10 protein-coding genes are annotated in these 14,250 nt (G+C 46.8%); 5 read left to right on the top strand and 5 right to left on the bottom strand.

Annotated elements, in window-relative coordinates; genetic code table 11:
* Nucleotides 1-118 precede the first annotated feature (118 nt).
* Nucleotides 119-2,056, bottom strand: coding sequence for a glycoside hydrolase family 13 protein (locus tag SFV55_RS04355; RefSeq protein ID WP_320028241.1), 1,938 nt, complete (start codon nucleotides 2,054-2,056; stop codon nucleotides 119-121).
* A gap of 241 nt (nucleotides 2,057-2,297) precedes the next feature.
* On the opposite strand from SFV55_RS04355, the gene groES reads away from it, so the two are divergent.
* The 3 genes from groES (at nucleotide 2,298) to SFV55_RS04370 (ending at nucleotide 6,062) form a co-directional block, all read left to right on the top strand.
* Nucleotides 2,298-2,561, top strand: a complete 264-nt coding sequence (groES, locus tag SFV55_RS04360) for a co-chaperone GroES (protein ID WP_413776687.1) — start codon at nucleotides 2,298-2,300, stop codon at nucleotides 2,559-2,561.
* Between the two features lie 92 nt (nucleotides 2,562-2,653).
* Entirely contained in the window at nucleotides 2,654-4,288 is a 1,635-nt protein-coding gene (gene groL / locus SFV55_RS04365) for a chaperonin GroEL (protein ID WP_320028242.1), read from the top strand.
* A 94-nt stretch (nucleotides 4,289-4,382) separates the two neighbouring features.
* Nucleotides 4,383-6,062, top strand: coding sequence for a DUF5597 domain-containing protein (locus SFV55_RS04370; RefSeq protein WP_320028243.1), 1,680 nt, complete (start codon nucleotides 4,383-4,385; stop codon nucleotides 6,060-6,062).
* Nucleotides 6,063-6,139: 77 nt separating this feature from the next.
* Here SFV55_RS04370 and SFV55_RS04375 read toward each other — a convergent pair whose 3' ends face one another.
* Nucleotides 6,140-7,342: a hypothetical protein gene (locus tag SFV55_RS04375; RefSeq protein ID WP_320028244.1), complete on the bottom strand. Its 1,203-nt coding sequence runs from the start codon at nucleotides 7,340-7,342 to the stop codon at nucleotides 6,140-6,142.
* A 203-nt stretch (nucleotides 7,343-7,545) separates the two neighbouring features.
* Nucleotides 7,546-8,874 (bottom strand): DUF2252 domain-containing protein, encoded by a 1,329-nt coding sequence (locus SFV55_RS04380; RefSeq protein WP_320028245.1) that lies wholly within the window; start codon nucleotides 8,872-8,874, stop codon nucleotides 7,546-7,548.
* Nucleotides 8,875-9,006: 132 nt separating this feature from the next.
* Here SFV55_RS04380 and SFV55_RS04385 point away from each other — a divergent pair, with 132 nt between their 5' ends.
* Nucleotides 9,007-9,588 carry a Crp/Fnr family transcriptional regulator gene (locus SFV55_RS04385; RefSeq protein ID WP_320028246.1) on the top strand — a complete coding sequence of 194 codons (582 nt, stop codon included), beginning with the start codon at nucleotides 9,007-9,009 and terminating at the stop codon, nucleotides 9,586-9,588.
* 78 nt (nucleotides 9,589-9,666) lie between these two features.
* Entirely contained in the window at nucleotides 9,667-11,802 is a 2,136-nt protein-coding gene (locus SFV55_RS04390; RefSeq protein ID WP_320028247.1) for a DAPG hydrolase family protein, read from the top strand.
* 111 nt (nucleotides 11,803-11,913) lie between these two features.
* Here the strand turns inward: SFV55_RS04390 and SFV55_RS04395 are convergent, their stop codons facing one another.
* On the bottom strand, nucleotides 11,914-13,614 hold the full coding sequence (locus tag SFV55_RS04395; protein WP_320028248.1) for a hypothetical protein: 1,701 nt from the start codon (nucleotides 13,612-13,614) through the stop codon (nucleotides 11,914-11,916).
* Between the two features lie 65 nt (nucleotides 13,615-13,679).
* On the bottom strand, nucleotides 13,680-14,250 hold a 571-nt coding region (locus SFV55_RS04400; protein WP_320028249.1), incomplete at its 5' end, for a sigma-70 family RNA polymerase sigma factor.

Below are 14,250 nucleotides of genomic sequence, written 5' to 3' on the forward strand. Positions count from 1 at the left end.
TTTTCCAAGGTGTTTCTTCGGTGCCTTAGGTTTCTTAGGTGGTGAAACATGCTTTGTTTTGTTTTTTTTACCACCTAAGAAACCTAAGGCACCGAAGAGGCACCTCAGTCGCTTTTGTCTACTGCAACTCTATGACCCGTACCGAAAAAGGTTCAATCCTAATGGCATTCAAATTTACCGCCTCCTCCTTGAGCACATCTCGCCCAGTTCGATAGCCCTTCAGCATTTCAGCATAACGCTCAAGCTTATGTTCCTGGGCCTTATCAGTTGTATTCCAAAGCATCATCACCCGCTTGGCGTCATCGTAGCGGAAGTATACGTAAATACCATCTTCGGGTATAAAATGTCGGGTTTTACCCGTTTGAAGGGCTGAAGTGTTTTTCCGGTAGTGCAATAACTTGCGCAAGAGTTGATAAGTCGTTTCCTCCATCCCCTGACGTCCTGCCGCAGTGAATTTGTTCAATTTATCTTCCTTCCAACCACCCAAAAAATCTTTACGCCCAGCTTCACCAAAGGAACCTCCAGCGCCCGTAATGCCAATTTCAGTGCCATAATACAAGCAAGGCAAACCACGGATGGTCAAAAGTGCAGTCAATCCAGCGTGGTATTTTTGCCAATCATTGTTTAGCACCGTCAAAAAGCGACTAACGTCATGATTGTCCAAAAAAGTGACATTCCGGCGGGCATCCTGGTACAAAAAGTCATTGCTAAGGGTGAGGTAAAGGCGATTGGCCCCCTCCGTCCAACCTTGTCGGCCTGAAGCGGCTTCCAAGAGGGCATAATTCAACTGAAAATCTGTCACGGAGGGCAAAAACCGTTGGCCTTCGGTCAGTCGGTTTCCAGCTGTAAACTGAGCCTGGGAAAGGGTACTCTGTACCCAGGTTTCAGCAAAAAAAGTAAAGCCTGGGTATTCTTCCTGAATCCTTTTGCCCCAATTGATCATAAAATCCTGTTCGGGATAAAAATAAGTATCGATGCGGAAGGCATCCTGACCCGAGTATTCCATCCACCACAGATTGCTGTACAACAGGAAATTGGCCAAAAATGGGTTACGTTGGTTCAGGTCGGGCATATGGCTGTCGAACCATCCATTCGCTAAACGCTGTCGGTCCGCCGCTGAGACATAAGGATCAATCCATACCGCATCCCGGTAATTGGATTTCGTATAAGTAGGCCATTCCTGGTTGATCCAATCCTTGAAGGGGATATCCCGGATGGTCCAATGGCGATCTCCTACGTGGTTGTGGATGATGTCCATTACCACTTTGATGCCTTTGGCATGCGCCTTTTCAACCAGTTGTTTGTACAATTCATTGCTGCCATAACGCTTGTCAATGGTATAATGATCGGTAGGTGCATATCCATGATAGGACTCATAAGGCTGATCGGATTCCAGCACGGGCATGACCCAAATGGCCGTAATGCCTAGGTCTTGAAGGTAATCCAGTCGATCGATGATGCCCTGAATATCCCCACCGTGGCGAAAATAGATTTTATCTCGGTTCAGCAAATCTGAACTCATGTCTTCAAAACGATCGTTGCTTGAATCCCCATTGGCAAAACGATCGGGCATAATCAGGTACATGTTGTCGGCCGGGCTCAGAGGCTGGTGGTACAAGGGGTTGCGCTCGCGGGCACGCAATTCATAGGGGTATGTTTTTTGTCCATCACACAAAGAAATGAGCATTTGGCCGGGTTTGGCGGAGGCGTTGATTTGTAGGTCGATGAACAAATAATTGGGGTTTTCTGCGGCATGTACCTTCAATACCTTTACACCAGGGTATTTGATTTTTACCGAACATTTGTGGATGTTCTGGTCGTAAATCATCAATTGGAGGTTAGTATTTTTCATACCTATCCACCAGTTGGGCGGGCAAATTCGGGCCTTATCCACTTTGCCTCCAGTTGGCAGGTGTTGCTGGTACTCCGAAAGCTGCATGCCGATGGGCAAGCGTTGCATGGGGTTATTGTCGTAAATGTTTTGCGCAATGAGTAGCGCTGGTCCCATTAAACCAAAACAAAGTAAAGTTCTTGCTAGCGATCTAAACAATTTCATAAAAACAAATTTTTGACAAGAAATAAAACCTTGTCTGGCTTTCCAAGTTTTTCGCGTGCCACTTCCCTGAATCGTGGAACCACTTTTCCTGAGCATGCTCTAGATAGTGAAAAAACAATTGGAAACCCAAAATTTTTAGCCCTGCCATTTTGACACCCCACTCCACATTGGCACGACATATGCTAAGTGATAGACGTTATTTAAACCTAAAGTTTCAAAACTATTTACTAATATTCTGATTATGAAGCCTATCAACGATCGAGTTGTTGTTAAACCCGCTCCGGCTGAAGAGAAAACCAAAGGTGGTATCATCATTCCTGACACTGCCAAAGAAAAACCGCAGCGCGGTGAAGTTGTGGCCGTTGGCCCAGGTAAAGACGGTAATTTGATGACCGTTCAGGTTGGCGACATCGTTCTTTATGGCAAATACGCCGGCCAAGAACTGAATTACGAAGGTCAGGAGTATCTGATCATGCGTGAAGACGACATTCTGGTTGTTATTTAATCAACCTGTCACTTCGTCTTACTGACTTTGGGCGCATGACATAGCGTCCTCTTTCCAAATTACCTTTTTCGACATTTAAATTCAAAAGCAATATGGCTAAGGAAATTAGCTTCAACCGCGACGCAAGAGAAAAATTGCGCGCTGGTGTAGATGCTCTGGCTAATGCAGTGAAAGTAACCCTCGGACCCAAAGGCCGCAACGTGGTTATCCAAAAAAGCTTCGGTGCACCTCAAATTACCAAAGACGGGGTTACCGTGGCCAAAGAAATTGAATTGGAAGACGCCGTTGAAAACATGGGCGCTCAAATGGTAAAAGAAGTAGCGTCCAAAACCGCCGATATTGCAGGTGATGGTACCACTACAGCAACCGTTTTGGCTCAAGCCATGATCAACGCAGGCTTGAAAAACGTAGCTGCTGGTGCCAACCCAATGGACCTTAAGCGGGGTATGGACAAGGCTGTTCGAAAAGTGGTAGAAAACCTCAAAGAACAGTCTGAGCAAATTGGCGACGATTTTGAAAAAATCAAACAAGTTGCTGCAATCTCTGCCAACAACGACGAAGAAATTGGTGCCTTGATCGCTGATGCGATGAAGCGGGTAACCAAAGACGGCGTCATCACTGTAGAAGAAGCCAAAGGAACCGATACTTATGTAGATGAAGTATTGGGTATGCAATTCGACCGTGGCTACCTTTCTCCTTACTTTGTGACCAACACAGAGGACATGACCGCGGAGTACGAAAGTCCATATATCCTTATCACTGACCGCAAAATTTCCAACATGGCCGACATCGTGCCAGTTTTGGAAAAAGTTGTGGGTAGCGGTCGTTCTTTGTTGATCATCGCTGAAGACATTGAAAGCCAGGCTTTGGGCGTATTGGTGGTTAACCGCCTGCGTGCCAACCTGAAAATCGTTGCCGTTAAAGCTCCAGGATTTGGCGACCGCCGCAAAGCAATGTTGGAAGACATCGCCGTTTTGACAGGTGGTACCGTGATCTCCGAAGAAAAAGGCTACAAACTGGAAAACGCTGGTTTGGAACACCTCGGACTTGCTGAAAAAATCGAAGTGGACAAAGACAACACGACGATCATCAACGGTAAGGGTGATGAAGAGCTGATCAATGCTCGTATTTCCCAAATCAAGCAGCAAATTGTTGCTACGACTTCTGACTACGATCGCGAAAAACTGCAAGAGCGTTTGGCAAAATTGTCAGGCGGGGTGGCAGTACTTTATGTAGGTGCACCTACCGAAGTAGAAATGAAGGAGAAAAAAGACCGCGTTGACGATGCCCTGCACGCAACCCGTGCTGCTATCGAAGAAGGTATTGTTGCAGGTGGTGGTGTGGCCTTGGTACGTGCAATCAAAGCACTAACCAATGCCAAAGGCACCAACGAAGACGAAACCATCGGGATGGCCATCGTGAAAAAAGCACTGGAAGCGCCCTTGCGTTGCATTGCTGAAAACGCTGGTGTAGAAGGTTCCGTAGTTTTGCAACGGGTATCCAACTCCAAAGATTCTATGGGTTACAACGCCCGTACCGACAAATACGAAGACCTGAAAAAAGCAGGCGTAATTGACCCTACGAAGGTTACCCGCGTTGCTTTGGAAAATGCTTCTTCCATTGCCGGAATGGTGTTGACTACCGAATGTGTTGTAAATGACAAACCAGAGAAAGATGCTGCAATGCCAAATATGCATGGCGGTGGCGGGATGCCTGGGATGATGTAATAAAGTATAAGTGGAAAAGGCTATCTTTGACTTAGGTTGGGGATAGCCTTTTTTTATTTAGGCCCATTTTGAATTAAAAATCAAAGCTTTAAACATGCGTAAAATGTACTCCCCTTTAGGGGTCGGGGGTTGGCAGACCTTAGCACAATTCTGGGCTGAATGCCTCTTGCTGCTGCTCTTCACGGTCGCACAACTTCAATTTGTAGTTGCACAAAATCCGATCCCCGCCCTTCGCAAGCAGGGCGACGTCACCCAGTTCATTGTCGGCGGCAAACCCTTTATTATGCTGGGTGGCGAACTCGGCAACTCCTCTGCCTCCACCATTCAAAACATGCAGCCCATTTGGCCCAAGCTCAAGGCCATGCACCTCAACACGGTGCTGATTCCCGTGTATTGGGAACTGCTCGAACCCCAGGAAGGAAAATACGATTTCACTTTACTCCGCGACCTGATTAATGATGCCCGCAAAAACGAGCTCAAAATTGTTTTCCTCTGGTTTGGTTCCTGGAAAAACAGCATGTCGAGCCACGCTCCAGCCTGGGTCAAACTCAACCAAGACAAGTACCCTCGGGTAAAAGACAATACTGGCCGCAGCCAGGAGATTCTGAGTTCCTTTAGTGAAAACAACATCCAAGCCGACCTGCGGGCTTTTGAAAAACTGATGGGCTTCATCAAGGAATACGATGGCACGCAGCATACCGTGATCATGGTGCAGGTAGAAAATGAGATCGGGATGTTGCCCTCCGCGCGAGATCACCACCCCTTGGCCAATGCAGTTTTCCAAAAATCAGTACCCAGCGAATTGATCAAATACCTCCAGCAAAACAAGGAAAAACTCGCCCCCGAATTTCTGCAAATCTGGAAGAACAACGGCTACAAAACCTCAGGTAACTGGGAAGAGATATTTGGCAAGGGCCTCCACACCGACGAGATTTTTATGGCCTGGTACTATGCCCTTTTTGCCAATAAAATCACCGCAGCAGGGAAAAAAATCTACCCTTTGCCTATGTTCGTCAATGCCGCACTGAATCGCCCGGGGCGTGAGCCTGGAAATTATCCGAGTGCAGGCCCCCTACCCCATTTGATGGACGTTTGGAAAGCTGCAGGTCCAGCCATTGATTTTCTCGCTCCTGATTTTTACAATCCCGATTTTAAACACTGGAATGACCTGTATACCCGTCAGGGTGATCCTTTATTTGTTCCAGAACACCGCTTTGATCCGACCGTAGCTGCCAAGGCGATCTATGCCATTGGCCATTACAACGCTTTAGGTTTTTCTCCATTTTCCATTGAATCCACCGAAAAACCAAGTGAGGAAGGTTTGGGTAAAATGTACCAATTGATTGAATCCCTCAGCCCCCTGATCAGCAGCAACCAGGGTAAAGGCAAAATTGAAGGGGTGCTTTTGGACAAAACCAATTCGGAAACAATTGTACGGATGGGTAAATACGAGTTTACCTTCAAACACGAGTTTACCCTGGGCTGGTCGCCGGGTGCTTCCGCTGCAGAATGGCCGATGGCTGGGGCGATGTTGATCCAAACGGGGGAAGATGAGTTTTATTTGGCGGGAACAGGGGTGGTAGTCACCTTCAAACCAGTTTCTGATCCTGCCCTTAACATTGGTATTTTAAAAGTGGATGAAGGAGCTTTTGAGCAAAATCAGTGGAAAATTTTGCGGCATTTGAATGGGGATCAAACGCATCAAGGGCGGCATGTGCGGATACCGTATGCGCAGTATGGGGTGCAACGGGTGGAGTTGTATGTATATAAGTAATAGACAATAATGTTGGGTAATCCAGACAAATAAACCCTGGGAAAAAGCTCACCCAGGGTTTATTATTTAATATCCATCTACATCGAGGAAACCTTTCCTTCAGCCTTATTTTTCAAATATTCCGTTTTTGAATACTCAGAAAGAGCGCCTGGTTCTTTTAATTTTTTCAACTCATTGACTTCAGGAGCACCCTCAAAACGGATATTCATTTCGCTATATCCTTTGGTGTACAAAAAGAAAGTATTCGCCCCTCCCCCATTTGTCAGTGCTGATTCCGGGTACAAGAGTTCGATAAAATCGCCCGTCTTTTTGAGCACAACGTATTTTAGGTCAGCATCCGCCAGCAGAGCCAAGGCATTCTTTTTGTCTTGATCCATTGCAGAGTTGGGTTGGATGAAGGTTGTGGTCACCTGACCATTGGGCGTAAAATCCATTGCAGCGTAATCCAGTTCCCAAAACTTGAAGCCGGTTTCCACTTTCAATTCCAACTCTGGATCTTTTATGGTCATCAGGTTAAGTGGAACCACCAGATCACGAGCTTGTAAAGGTGTAGTGGCTACAAAATATTCCAGCAATTCCCACTCGCCATCCCGCTTGAGGTATACAGACAAGGGCAGGTCATTGTCGCGCATGCCTTGCAATCTTTCCGGGCTACTCAGGGCATTTTGTTCTTGCAACCAATTGGGGAAATCTTTGCCAAATTTGCGGTAGTAGCTGTTTACTATTCGTGCCATCCATTCGGAGCTTTGTGCCCGCAGGATCAGCTTGCCCCTTTCGGTTCTTTCCGGTTTTTTAAACTTGAGGATGACCGCATTGCGGGAAAATTCTTCATTGTCAAAGGCAAAGACCTGATCATCTTTGGCACCAGTGGCCAGGCTTAAATCGCTGCCATTGGAACTGGTCACACTACTTGGCTTTTGAGCTTTGCCAATCAGGTGGGCTTTGCCACGTTGGTCCATAATCACCTCTTTGTTTTGAGGGTGCTGAACCACCAGCAGTTGAGCCATATCGGCATATTGCAAACCATTGGACTCATTGCTGATGCGTAGCTGGAAGTTGCCCGCCTGTGCCTGCAATCCCGGCAATGGGAAATATTCATAATTGGCGAGGTTCTCGCCAATCATGCCACTGTATAATTCACCTTGCGCTACGTACTTTTCTCCATTGTACACATAGACGGATGGGTGTAGACTCATTTTATCACCCAATGTAGTTGAGAGGAATAAAGCCATAAACAGGACGATACCTCTTTCTTTTGTGAAGTTAGTCAAGGTTTTCATGATGCTCACAAAATGGTTTTGTCCATTTCAGGAGAAAATTGCACCGTAATTGACAGATTTACAATGACGTAGGTCATTAATAAACAGTGCGAATTGACAACATTGACCTTTGGGCTATTTTTTGGTGGCAGTTAAAAAAAAGGCATGAATGATGTGTTCTATTCCACCATCCATGCCTATTCTCATTGAGGTTAAACCTCTCCTTACAAACCAGGAATCATCCGATTGCGGAATGCATCAAAGAACAAACGATGATCTTCTTTGACCCTTTCTGCATATTGCAAACTGAAAGTGGTGATGTAGTCTACGAAATCTGCCTCTCTGCCATCCAATGCTTCGTTGATGGCCTCTTCGATTGAATACTGAATCAGGGTCTGATCACTGTCATCATCTGAGCAACAGTGGATTTTGGCAATACAAGCACCTAATTTTTCAACAACTTCCAGAATGTCGTCTACATCATTGATGTGGTCCCAGTTCAAATCGGCAGTATAGGGTGATATCTCCGTCACAAACATACTGACTCCATCCATGGTCGTGTACCCGAGAAAAGGATCAGCGTTGGCCTGCAGAGCACGTTGGGATACGGAGGTGCGGTGGCCTTCGTTAACAAAGTAGTTTTTGATGTTGTCGTCTTTGATGTAGGGTGCTGCCGCTGAAGGACGAGCTACTTTCATGGAGATAATCAGGTCGTTTTCTAGTGCCTGGTTTTCCCCTTCCAGTAGGATACTGTATATTTTCAAACCAGCACTTCCTACTCCAAGGCCCCGGCGAAAAGCCACATCCTTGATTTGATAGGTCATTTTGGAACGGCGTTTCCCACTGGGAATGGTATTGTAGTACTCAATAAGTGCCGCATCTACTTTTTTGCGGGTTACTTCGTCTACTTCAGAAATCATGCTGTTGTTTTTAAAGTGCCGATCTCCATCTATGATTTCAGTTTCCGCATCGAGCAAGCCTACTCGGGTCAACTGTCGGGCATTGTACAACACTTGCAATAAGGCACCTTTGCTATTTTCGATTTTGATGGCAAAGTTTTTGCTTGCACCGCTAGCAAATTCGGAAATCTGCTTCGCATAACCACGAGCCCCTTGTGCAACAATTTCCTTGATTTCAGCATCGCTCAGGGCTTTTTGGTAACCCAATAAGGCCAAGCTTGCACAAAAACGTTTTACATCCCAGGTAAATGGCGCAACATAAGCTTCATCAAAATCATTTACATCAAAGATTAAAACCCCTTTGCTGTTCATGTAGGTTCCAAAATTTTGAGCATGCAAATCGCCCTGGATCCAAACACGGCTGGTTTTTTCATTGAGAAATGGATCTTGATCTTGAGAAACATCGGCATAGAACAAGGCTGCACTGCCTCGGTAAAAGGCGAAAGGTGTTTCCGACATCTTGCGGAATTTCCCACGCCAAGCCCCTGCGTCAAGCGCAATCAGGTCTGAGTAGTGATCTGTAAAAGACCGAATGATGAATTGCTGGCGTTCAGCTGCATCGAGCTGAATTGGATGAGTACTGGCTGGAATCATTGCAAATAAATTGTTGTAAAAAATTAAACACTCAAATATAATCAAAATTAATTTTTAGATATATCAATAAAGGGCATAAAAAACTACTATTTTAGGCTCTAAAGACCTCAACCCTGTCCAAATAGTACCCACATGTTGAGCATCCAAGAATTCCTCCAGCAATTATTCCCGTCGCTCAGTGCAAGCACGGCACAGTTCATCGAGGATAAAATCCAGGTTTTGCACTTCAAAAACAATGAAGTAGCCATAAAACCCGGAGCCGTTTGTGATCGGGTTTACCTCGTAGTGCAAGGAGGTTTTGTTTGTCGATACATCAATGAAAGCACTGAAACAGAAAAAACCATCAATTTTTACCTGGAGGACATCCATCCATTTATGGCCTGTGTAGATAGTTTTTTTAGTCAAAAACCTACCTCCTGTGAATTGCGGGCCATTTGTCCTTCAACGGTATGGACCTTGCACCGCAAAGACCTGGATCAGCTCTTTGAAATGGACAAAGCAATCTTCAATTTTTACAATGCACAGGTCATAAGTGCGCTTACCGAAGAAAATGAATTAAAACTCAAAATCATCGCACTGCCCTCCGAAGAACTGTACAAATACATCATGGAAACTTTTCCAATGGTCATCAAAAAAGTACCTTCCAAATACATCGCCGAACTGATGGGAATCTCCGCGGAATGGTTGAGCAAATTAAAAAGAGTCACCAGGTGACCCTGAAAGGTATTTCTTGAATTAGTTCAATTGTGTCTATTCGGCTACAGACCTACTTTTGCCTCAAACAAACTAACGATGGCAAAAAAATATTTAGGGTACGCAGAACAAGAGCTGCAACATACATTGGCCAGGTTTTTGGACAACAACATCAAACCCTTAGCACCTGAAAAGACCTTCATACTTTCACAAGCCCCTCTGAAATGGGAGCAAATGCTGGAGCTCCAGGATTTAGCAGTCCTGGAAAAGGACGGTTACCTAGCCGTTGAAAACGGATATGCCGAACACGAAGACGGGAGCATCCGCGTTGCCGCCCTGACCGATATGCCCGGGGTAACGCCCCAAATGTGGGATTGGTGGTTTGGATGGCACGGTTCTCAGGATATGCGCTACAAACTCTGGCACCCGGGCGCCCACCTTGCAGCAAACTGGGAAGATGGCCGGGACGATCATTGCTACATTGGCCGGAATTCCGTCATCAAGGAATACATTGGTAATACGATTCAGGATGCGCTCATTCAATTTAAATCCCCGTTGGCATTCGGGTTCAGTAAGCAGGCGCTGAACGAGCCGGATAAAGCCGTTTTTATCTGCGCCAGAATTGGCCACCCCAGTTTCCCAGTAGATTTTGGTTACCTGGTACACCAAGTCAGGGCTACCGAAAATGGCTCAGAAATGCGCTCCCGTTTTTGGGTTGGGCCGCAATACATCGGGGCCAGGAAAGAGGGAAAAATCGCTGCTGCACTGGTTAATGTGGTCAAAAATTTAAAAAAACTCCCCAAAAACTTCGCCAAGGATTTGTTCCAACATTGTGCGGAAGAAATGAAACACTTGGCGGGTTTTCTTCCAGGCTTGTATCAAGAGCAGGCCAAACAGGACGAATTGGCAGTTGCTGGAGTCATAATCTCACCCACCCACCAGGATTTTAAGCAGGTGGTCATGAATACACTGTTCAATAAAATCGACCCTGGCCAGCGCCCGGCAATGATCGTAGAACCCAAAACCGTGGAAGACATCATTCACACCATAAAATATGCCCAGCGGGTTGGAAAACGCATCACGGTGAGTTCTGGGGGGCATAGTTTCAGTGCCAATTTCATCCGGGATGGCAGCATTCTCCTCCTCATGAAACATTTCAACCAATTTGAGGTGGATCCCGAAAACATGACCGCCAAAGCCGGCCCGGGAGTGGGTGGTAGTGTTTTGCTGGCGGCTTTGTACAAACAGAACTTGTTTTTCCCAGCCGGGCATTGCAAAGGAGTTTGTATCGGCGGTTATTTATTGCAGGGGGGCTATGGCTGGAATGGCCGCAAAACGGGCATTGCCTGTCAGCATATCCTTGGGATGGACATTGTCACGGCTAGTGGTGAGCTGGTTTATGCCGATGAAACACAAAATGCTGACTTGTTTTGGGCCGCCCGGGGCTCAGGGCCGGGCTTTTTTGGCATCGTAACCTGTTTTTACCTGAAGTTATTCCCTTTGCCAAAATACCGTGCAGCGATGTCCCATAATTTTGACATCAAACACCTGGAGGCGGTTTACCGTTGGGCGCACGAAGCGGGACCAAATATCCCAACTGCCATTGAATTTCAATTGATCATGAGCCGCCACATGCTCAATTTGCTCGGCCCTGGAATAGAGGTATTGGCGCCTATTTTTGCGGATACGGAAGAGGAGTTTGAAGCAGCCAAATCTTTTATGCACAATAGTCCCGTCAAAAATAAAGCGACGGTTTCCATCCCCGCATTTAATCCTGGGATAGAAATGTTATACAAATCTGCGATGACGCATTACCCTTCCAATCACCATTGGGGAGTAGACAACATGTGGACCCATGCCAGTTTTGACGATTTGCTTCCATTTATCAAAAACATTGCCGATACCCTTCCTCCCGCACCGTCGCATTTTTTATGGCTCAATTGGTATCCAGGGAACCTGAACGCAGATATGGCCTACAGCAAAGAGGATGACCTCTACCTGGCGCTATACAGTTGTTGGAAAGACAAAAATGATACCTCGAAATACGGCAGCTGGGCCGCAGATACGATGCGCAAAATGGAGCACCTTTCGGTTGGCATTCAGTTGGCAGATGAAGGTTTGCACAAACGAACAGCACATTTTATGAGTGGTGAAAATCTAAAAAAAGTCCAGGAAATCCGCCAGAGGTGGGACCCGCATGGCGTGTTTTTTGAATGGCACAGTAAACCTGAATAAACCTCAATTTGCATCTTGAAGACTTGATCGGCCACTACTATAGCCGATCAAGTGCTTCAAAGGCTGCTAATTCGGGTTTAGTCACGATTTAGGCAAAACGTGAAACTATTTTTACTCCTTACTCAACACCTCGCGGATATCGGCTTCGTTGCGAATCGCATGGTCAATGGTTTGCACCTTGAGTTTCACCCCTTTTCGGGGGTTGGATTGAGCCCATTCGGCTTTGGTTTTCACCAGTGCGATTTTTCCTCCAGGCGTCATCATCCACAGGAGGTATTCTTTTTTCTGGTCAAAATAAACCGTACTTCCCCGGCCGGTGTGGAGTTGATAAATGGACTTTCCATCTTCATCACTCAAGTAAGCCGTTTGATTGGGATAGCGGGTACCGTTTTGATCTTCAATCATGCGGATGCGGAAACTGCTCTTGGCCAGCGGTGCCGGGCGATCACAGTTCCAAATACCAAAGGCATTGATGTCAAAAATATGCCGCACCTGGCGCGTTTGGGTTGAGGCCGCTGTTCCTTTGTTGTTTGTTTCCTGATTGTAGCGGTTTTCCAGCGCAGTAATCTTTTCGGAAGTTCTTTTTTCCCATTCTGCCAATTTAGCCTCATAGGCTTGAAGTGCTTCGTTGTAGTTACTCTGAGCCCGTTCAAAATCCTTGCCCGTAATTACTGGCTGAACCAGAAGCCGCAATTCATTGGCATCCCCGATCAAGGTCAATTCGTATTCTACTTCGCTCAGGCGCTTCAAACGAGCTGATTTCCATTCCAGGTTCAGGGCATTTTCATTAAATGGTGGGCAGTTGGGCCGCACCTGCCAGATTGCCCCTTTTTGTAAGCTGGCAATGGCTTCCTCCGAACCTGGCTCGACGGGTAAACTTCCATCCTTTAAATCCAATTCAAAAGAAACAGCTTTTCCATCAGGTTTTACAGGTTTCATGGGGGCTTCCGGTTTCGGATCTGCTGCCAGAATTGCCGCTTTTTCGGCATTCAAGCGATCCGAAGGGCTCATGCTTTCCAGCTGTTCAGGATTGACTTCTTGTTCAAAAACCATGGCGCTTTTGCCATTAAACACCCAATTGCGCGCTTCTGTATCCAGATGGTAGACCTTAAAGGTAGGCCAGGATCCATCGGCCTGGGCAGCAATATATGAAGTCAATTCGATGCGGATGGTTTTGCCTGGGGCCATACCTACAGGTTGGCCATTTTGCAGGGCGATGATCTCGATCATCCCCGCCGACTGTAAATAATGCCGAGTGCCAGCAGAGTCATAAGTCATCGGAACACCCGCCACGAAAAAGTCCACAGCGTCGTGCATTTCCCGATAATAGATGTCTACGTCACCAGATTCGATCAATTGCCCCCGATCGGATTGGAAAGCGGTGCGTGGGATCACCAATCGGGCTCCTGCATCTAGGTCCAGGGTTCCCCCTTCGGCAGCATTGACTTTTATTGGTTTGCCTTTGGGTTCAACACTAGCCAATGGAGGGTTGACAATAGGTTGTTCGGCAAAATACGCATCTGCAACCGCTTGGGATTGAGCTGGCGTAGGCAAGTCATTGAGGGAACGAACGATGAGTAGCAAAGCCACGGCAGCTGCCGCTGCCAGTCCCGAACCCATCACGATCCGTCGCCGCATTCGGCTACCGATCTGCCCTTCGCGGGGCGAGGTAAACATCCGAACCACGGCACCCTCCTGCGGTGTTTCGGCATTCCGGTGGGCCTCAAGCAGGGCATCGAAGTTCATGAACTTCTGGATGTCCTCCTGGCTAGGCTCCGGAACATTGCGTTTTATGTTGTAATTGTTCCCCATAGTAACACGGTTTTGGATCGCAGTTACTCAGCAGGTTGGTCTTTAGCGCGTATGCAGCTTAGCTCCTACCCTCCTGATAATCTGCGTTTAAGACGTTCCAAAATTCGATGTACTTTAACCTTTGCATTGTTCTCGGTCATGCCGAGGATATCGGCAATTTCCTTAAACGATCTTTGCTCAAAAAAGCGCATTTCAATCAGTTGCATGTCGTCTCCCTTCAGGTTTTCCAATGCCCCCAACATTTTGCGGCGCAACATCTCCATTTCCTCGGGATCGGTACCCATGTCGTCAATCAGATCGTGCAAATGCATGTCGTTGACGGTCACTACCCGGTTATTTTGTTGTTGCCGAAAATGTTGGCTGACCTCGTTGACGGCAATCCGAAAAAGCCAGGCCGAAAACGGGACCCCCTGAAAGGTGTAGGTGGTAATCTTTTGGAGCGCTTTGAGAAAAACTTGCGAGCAAAGGTCGCCGGAGAGTTCCATATCGGACGTGCGCCGATGAATCAGTCGAAAAACAGACTCATAGTAACGTTCATACAACGGACGGAACAGTGCCGGGTTGCCCTGGGCTGCGCGAATTTCCTCCCACTCTTGGTGCAATGCAGACTCCGAAACAGTCTTAGCAGACCGATCC

The sequence above is a fragment of the Haliscomenobacter sp. genome, assembly GCF_033763495.1.
In the GTDB taxonomy this organism is placed as follows: domain Bacteria; phylum Bacteroidota; class Bacteroidia; order Chitinophagales; family Saprospiraceae; genus Haliscomenobacter.

What these genes read in the sequence shown, in the direction of transcription:
- SFV55_RS04355 (WP_320028241.1), bottom strand. Translation starts at nt 2,056, where the DNA reads ATGAAATTGTTTAGATCGCTAGCAAGAACTTTACTTTGTTTTGGTTTA.
- groES (WP_413776687.1), top strand. Translation starts at nt 2,298, where the DNA reads ATGAAGCCTATCAACGATCGAGTTGTTGTTAAACCCGCTCCGGCTGAA.
- groL (WP_320028242.1), top strand. Translation starts at nt 2,654, where the DNA reads ATGGCTAAGGAAATTAGCTTCAACCGCGACGCAAGAGAAAAATTGCGC.
- SFV55_RS04370 (WP_320028243.1), top strand. Translation starts at nt 4,383, where the DNA reads ATGCGTAAAATGTACTCCCCTTTAGGGGTCGGGGGTTGGCAGACCTTA.
- SFV55_RS04375 (WP_320028244.1), bottom strand. Translation starts at nt 7,342, where the DNA reads ATGAAAACCTTGACTAACTTCACAAAAGAAAGAGGTATCGTCCTGTTT.
- SFV55_RS04380 (WP_320028245.1), bottom strand. Translation starts at nt 8,874, where the DNA reads ATGATTCCAGCCAGTACTCATCCAATTCAGCTCGATGCAGCTGAACGC.
- SFV55_RS04385 (WP_320028246.1), top strand. Translation starts at nt 9,007, where the DNA reads ATGTTGAGCATCCAAGAATTCCTCCAGCAATTATTCCCGTCGCTCAGT.
- SFV55_RS04390 (WP_320028247.1), top strand. Translation starts at nt 9,667, where the DNA reads ATGGCAAAAAAATATTTAGGGTACGCAGAACAAGAGCTGCAACATACA.
- SFV55_RS04395 (WP_320028248.1), bottom strand. Translation starts at nt 13,614, where the DNA reads ATGGGGAACAATTACAACATAAAACGCAATGTTCCGGAGCCTAGCCAG.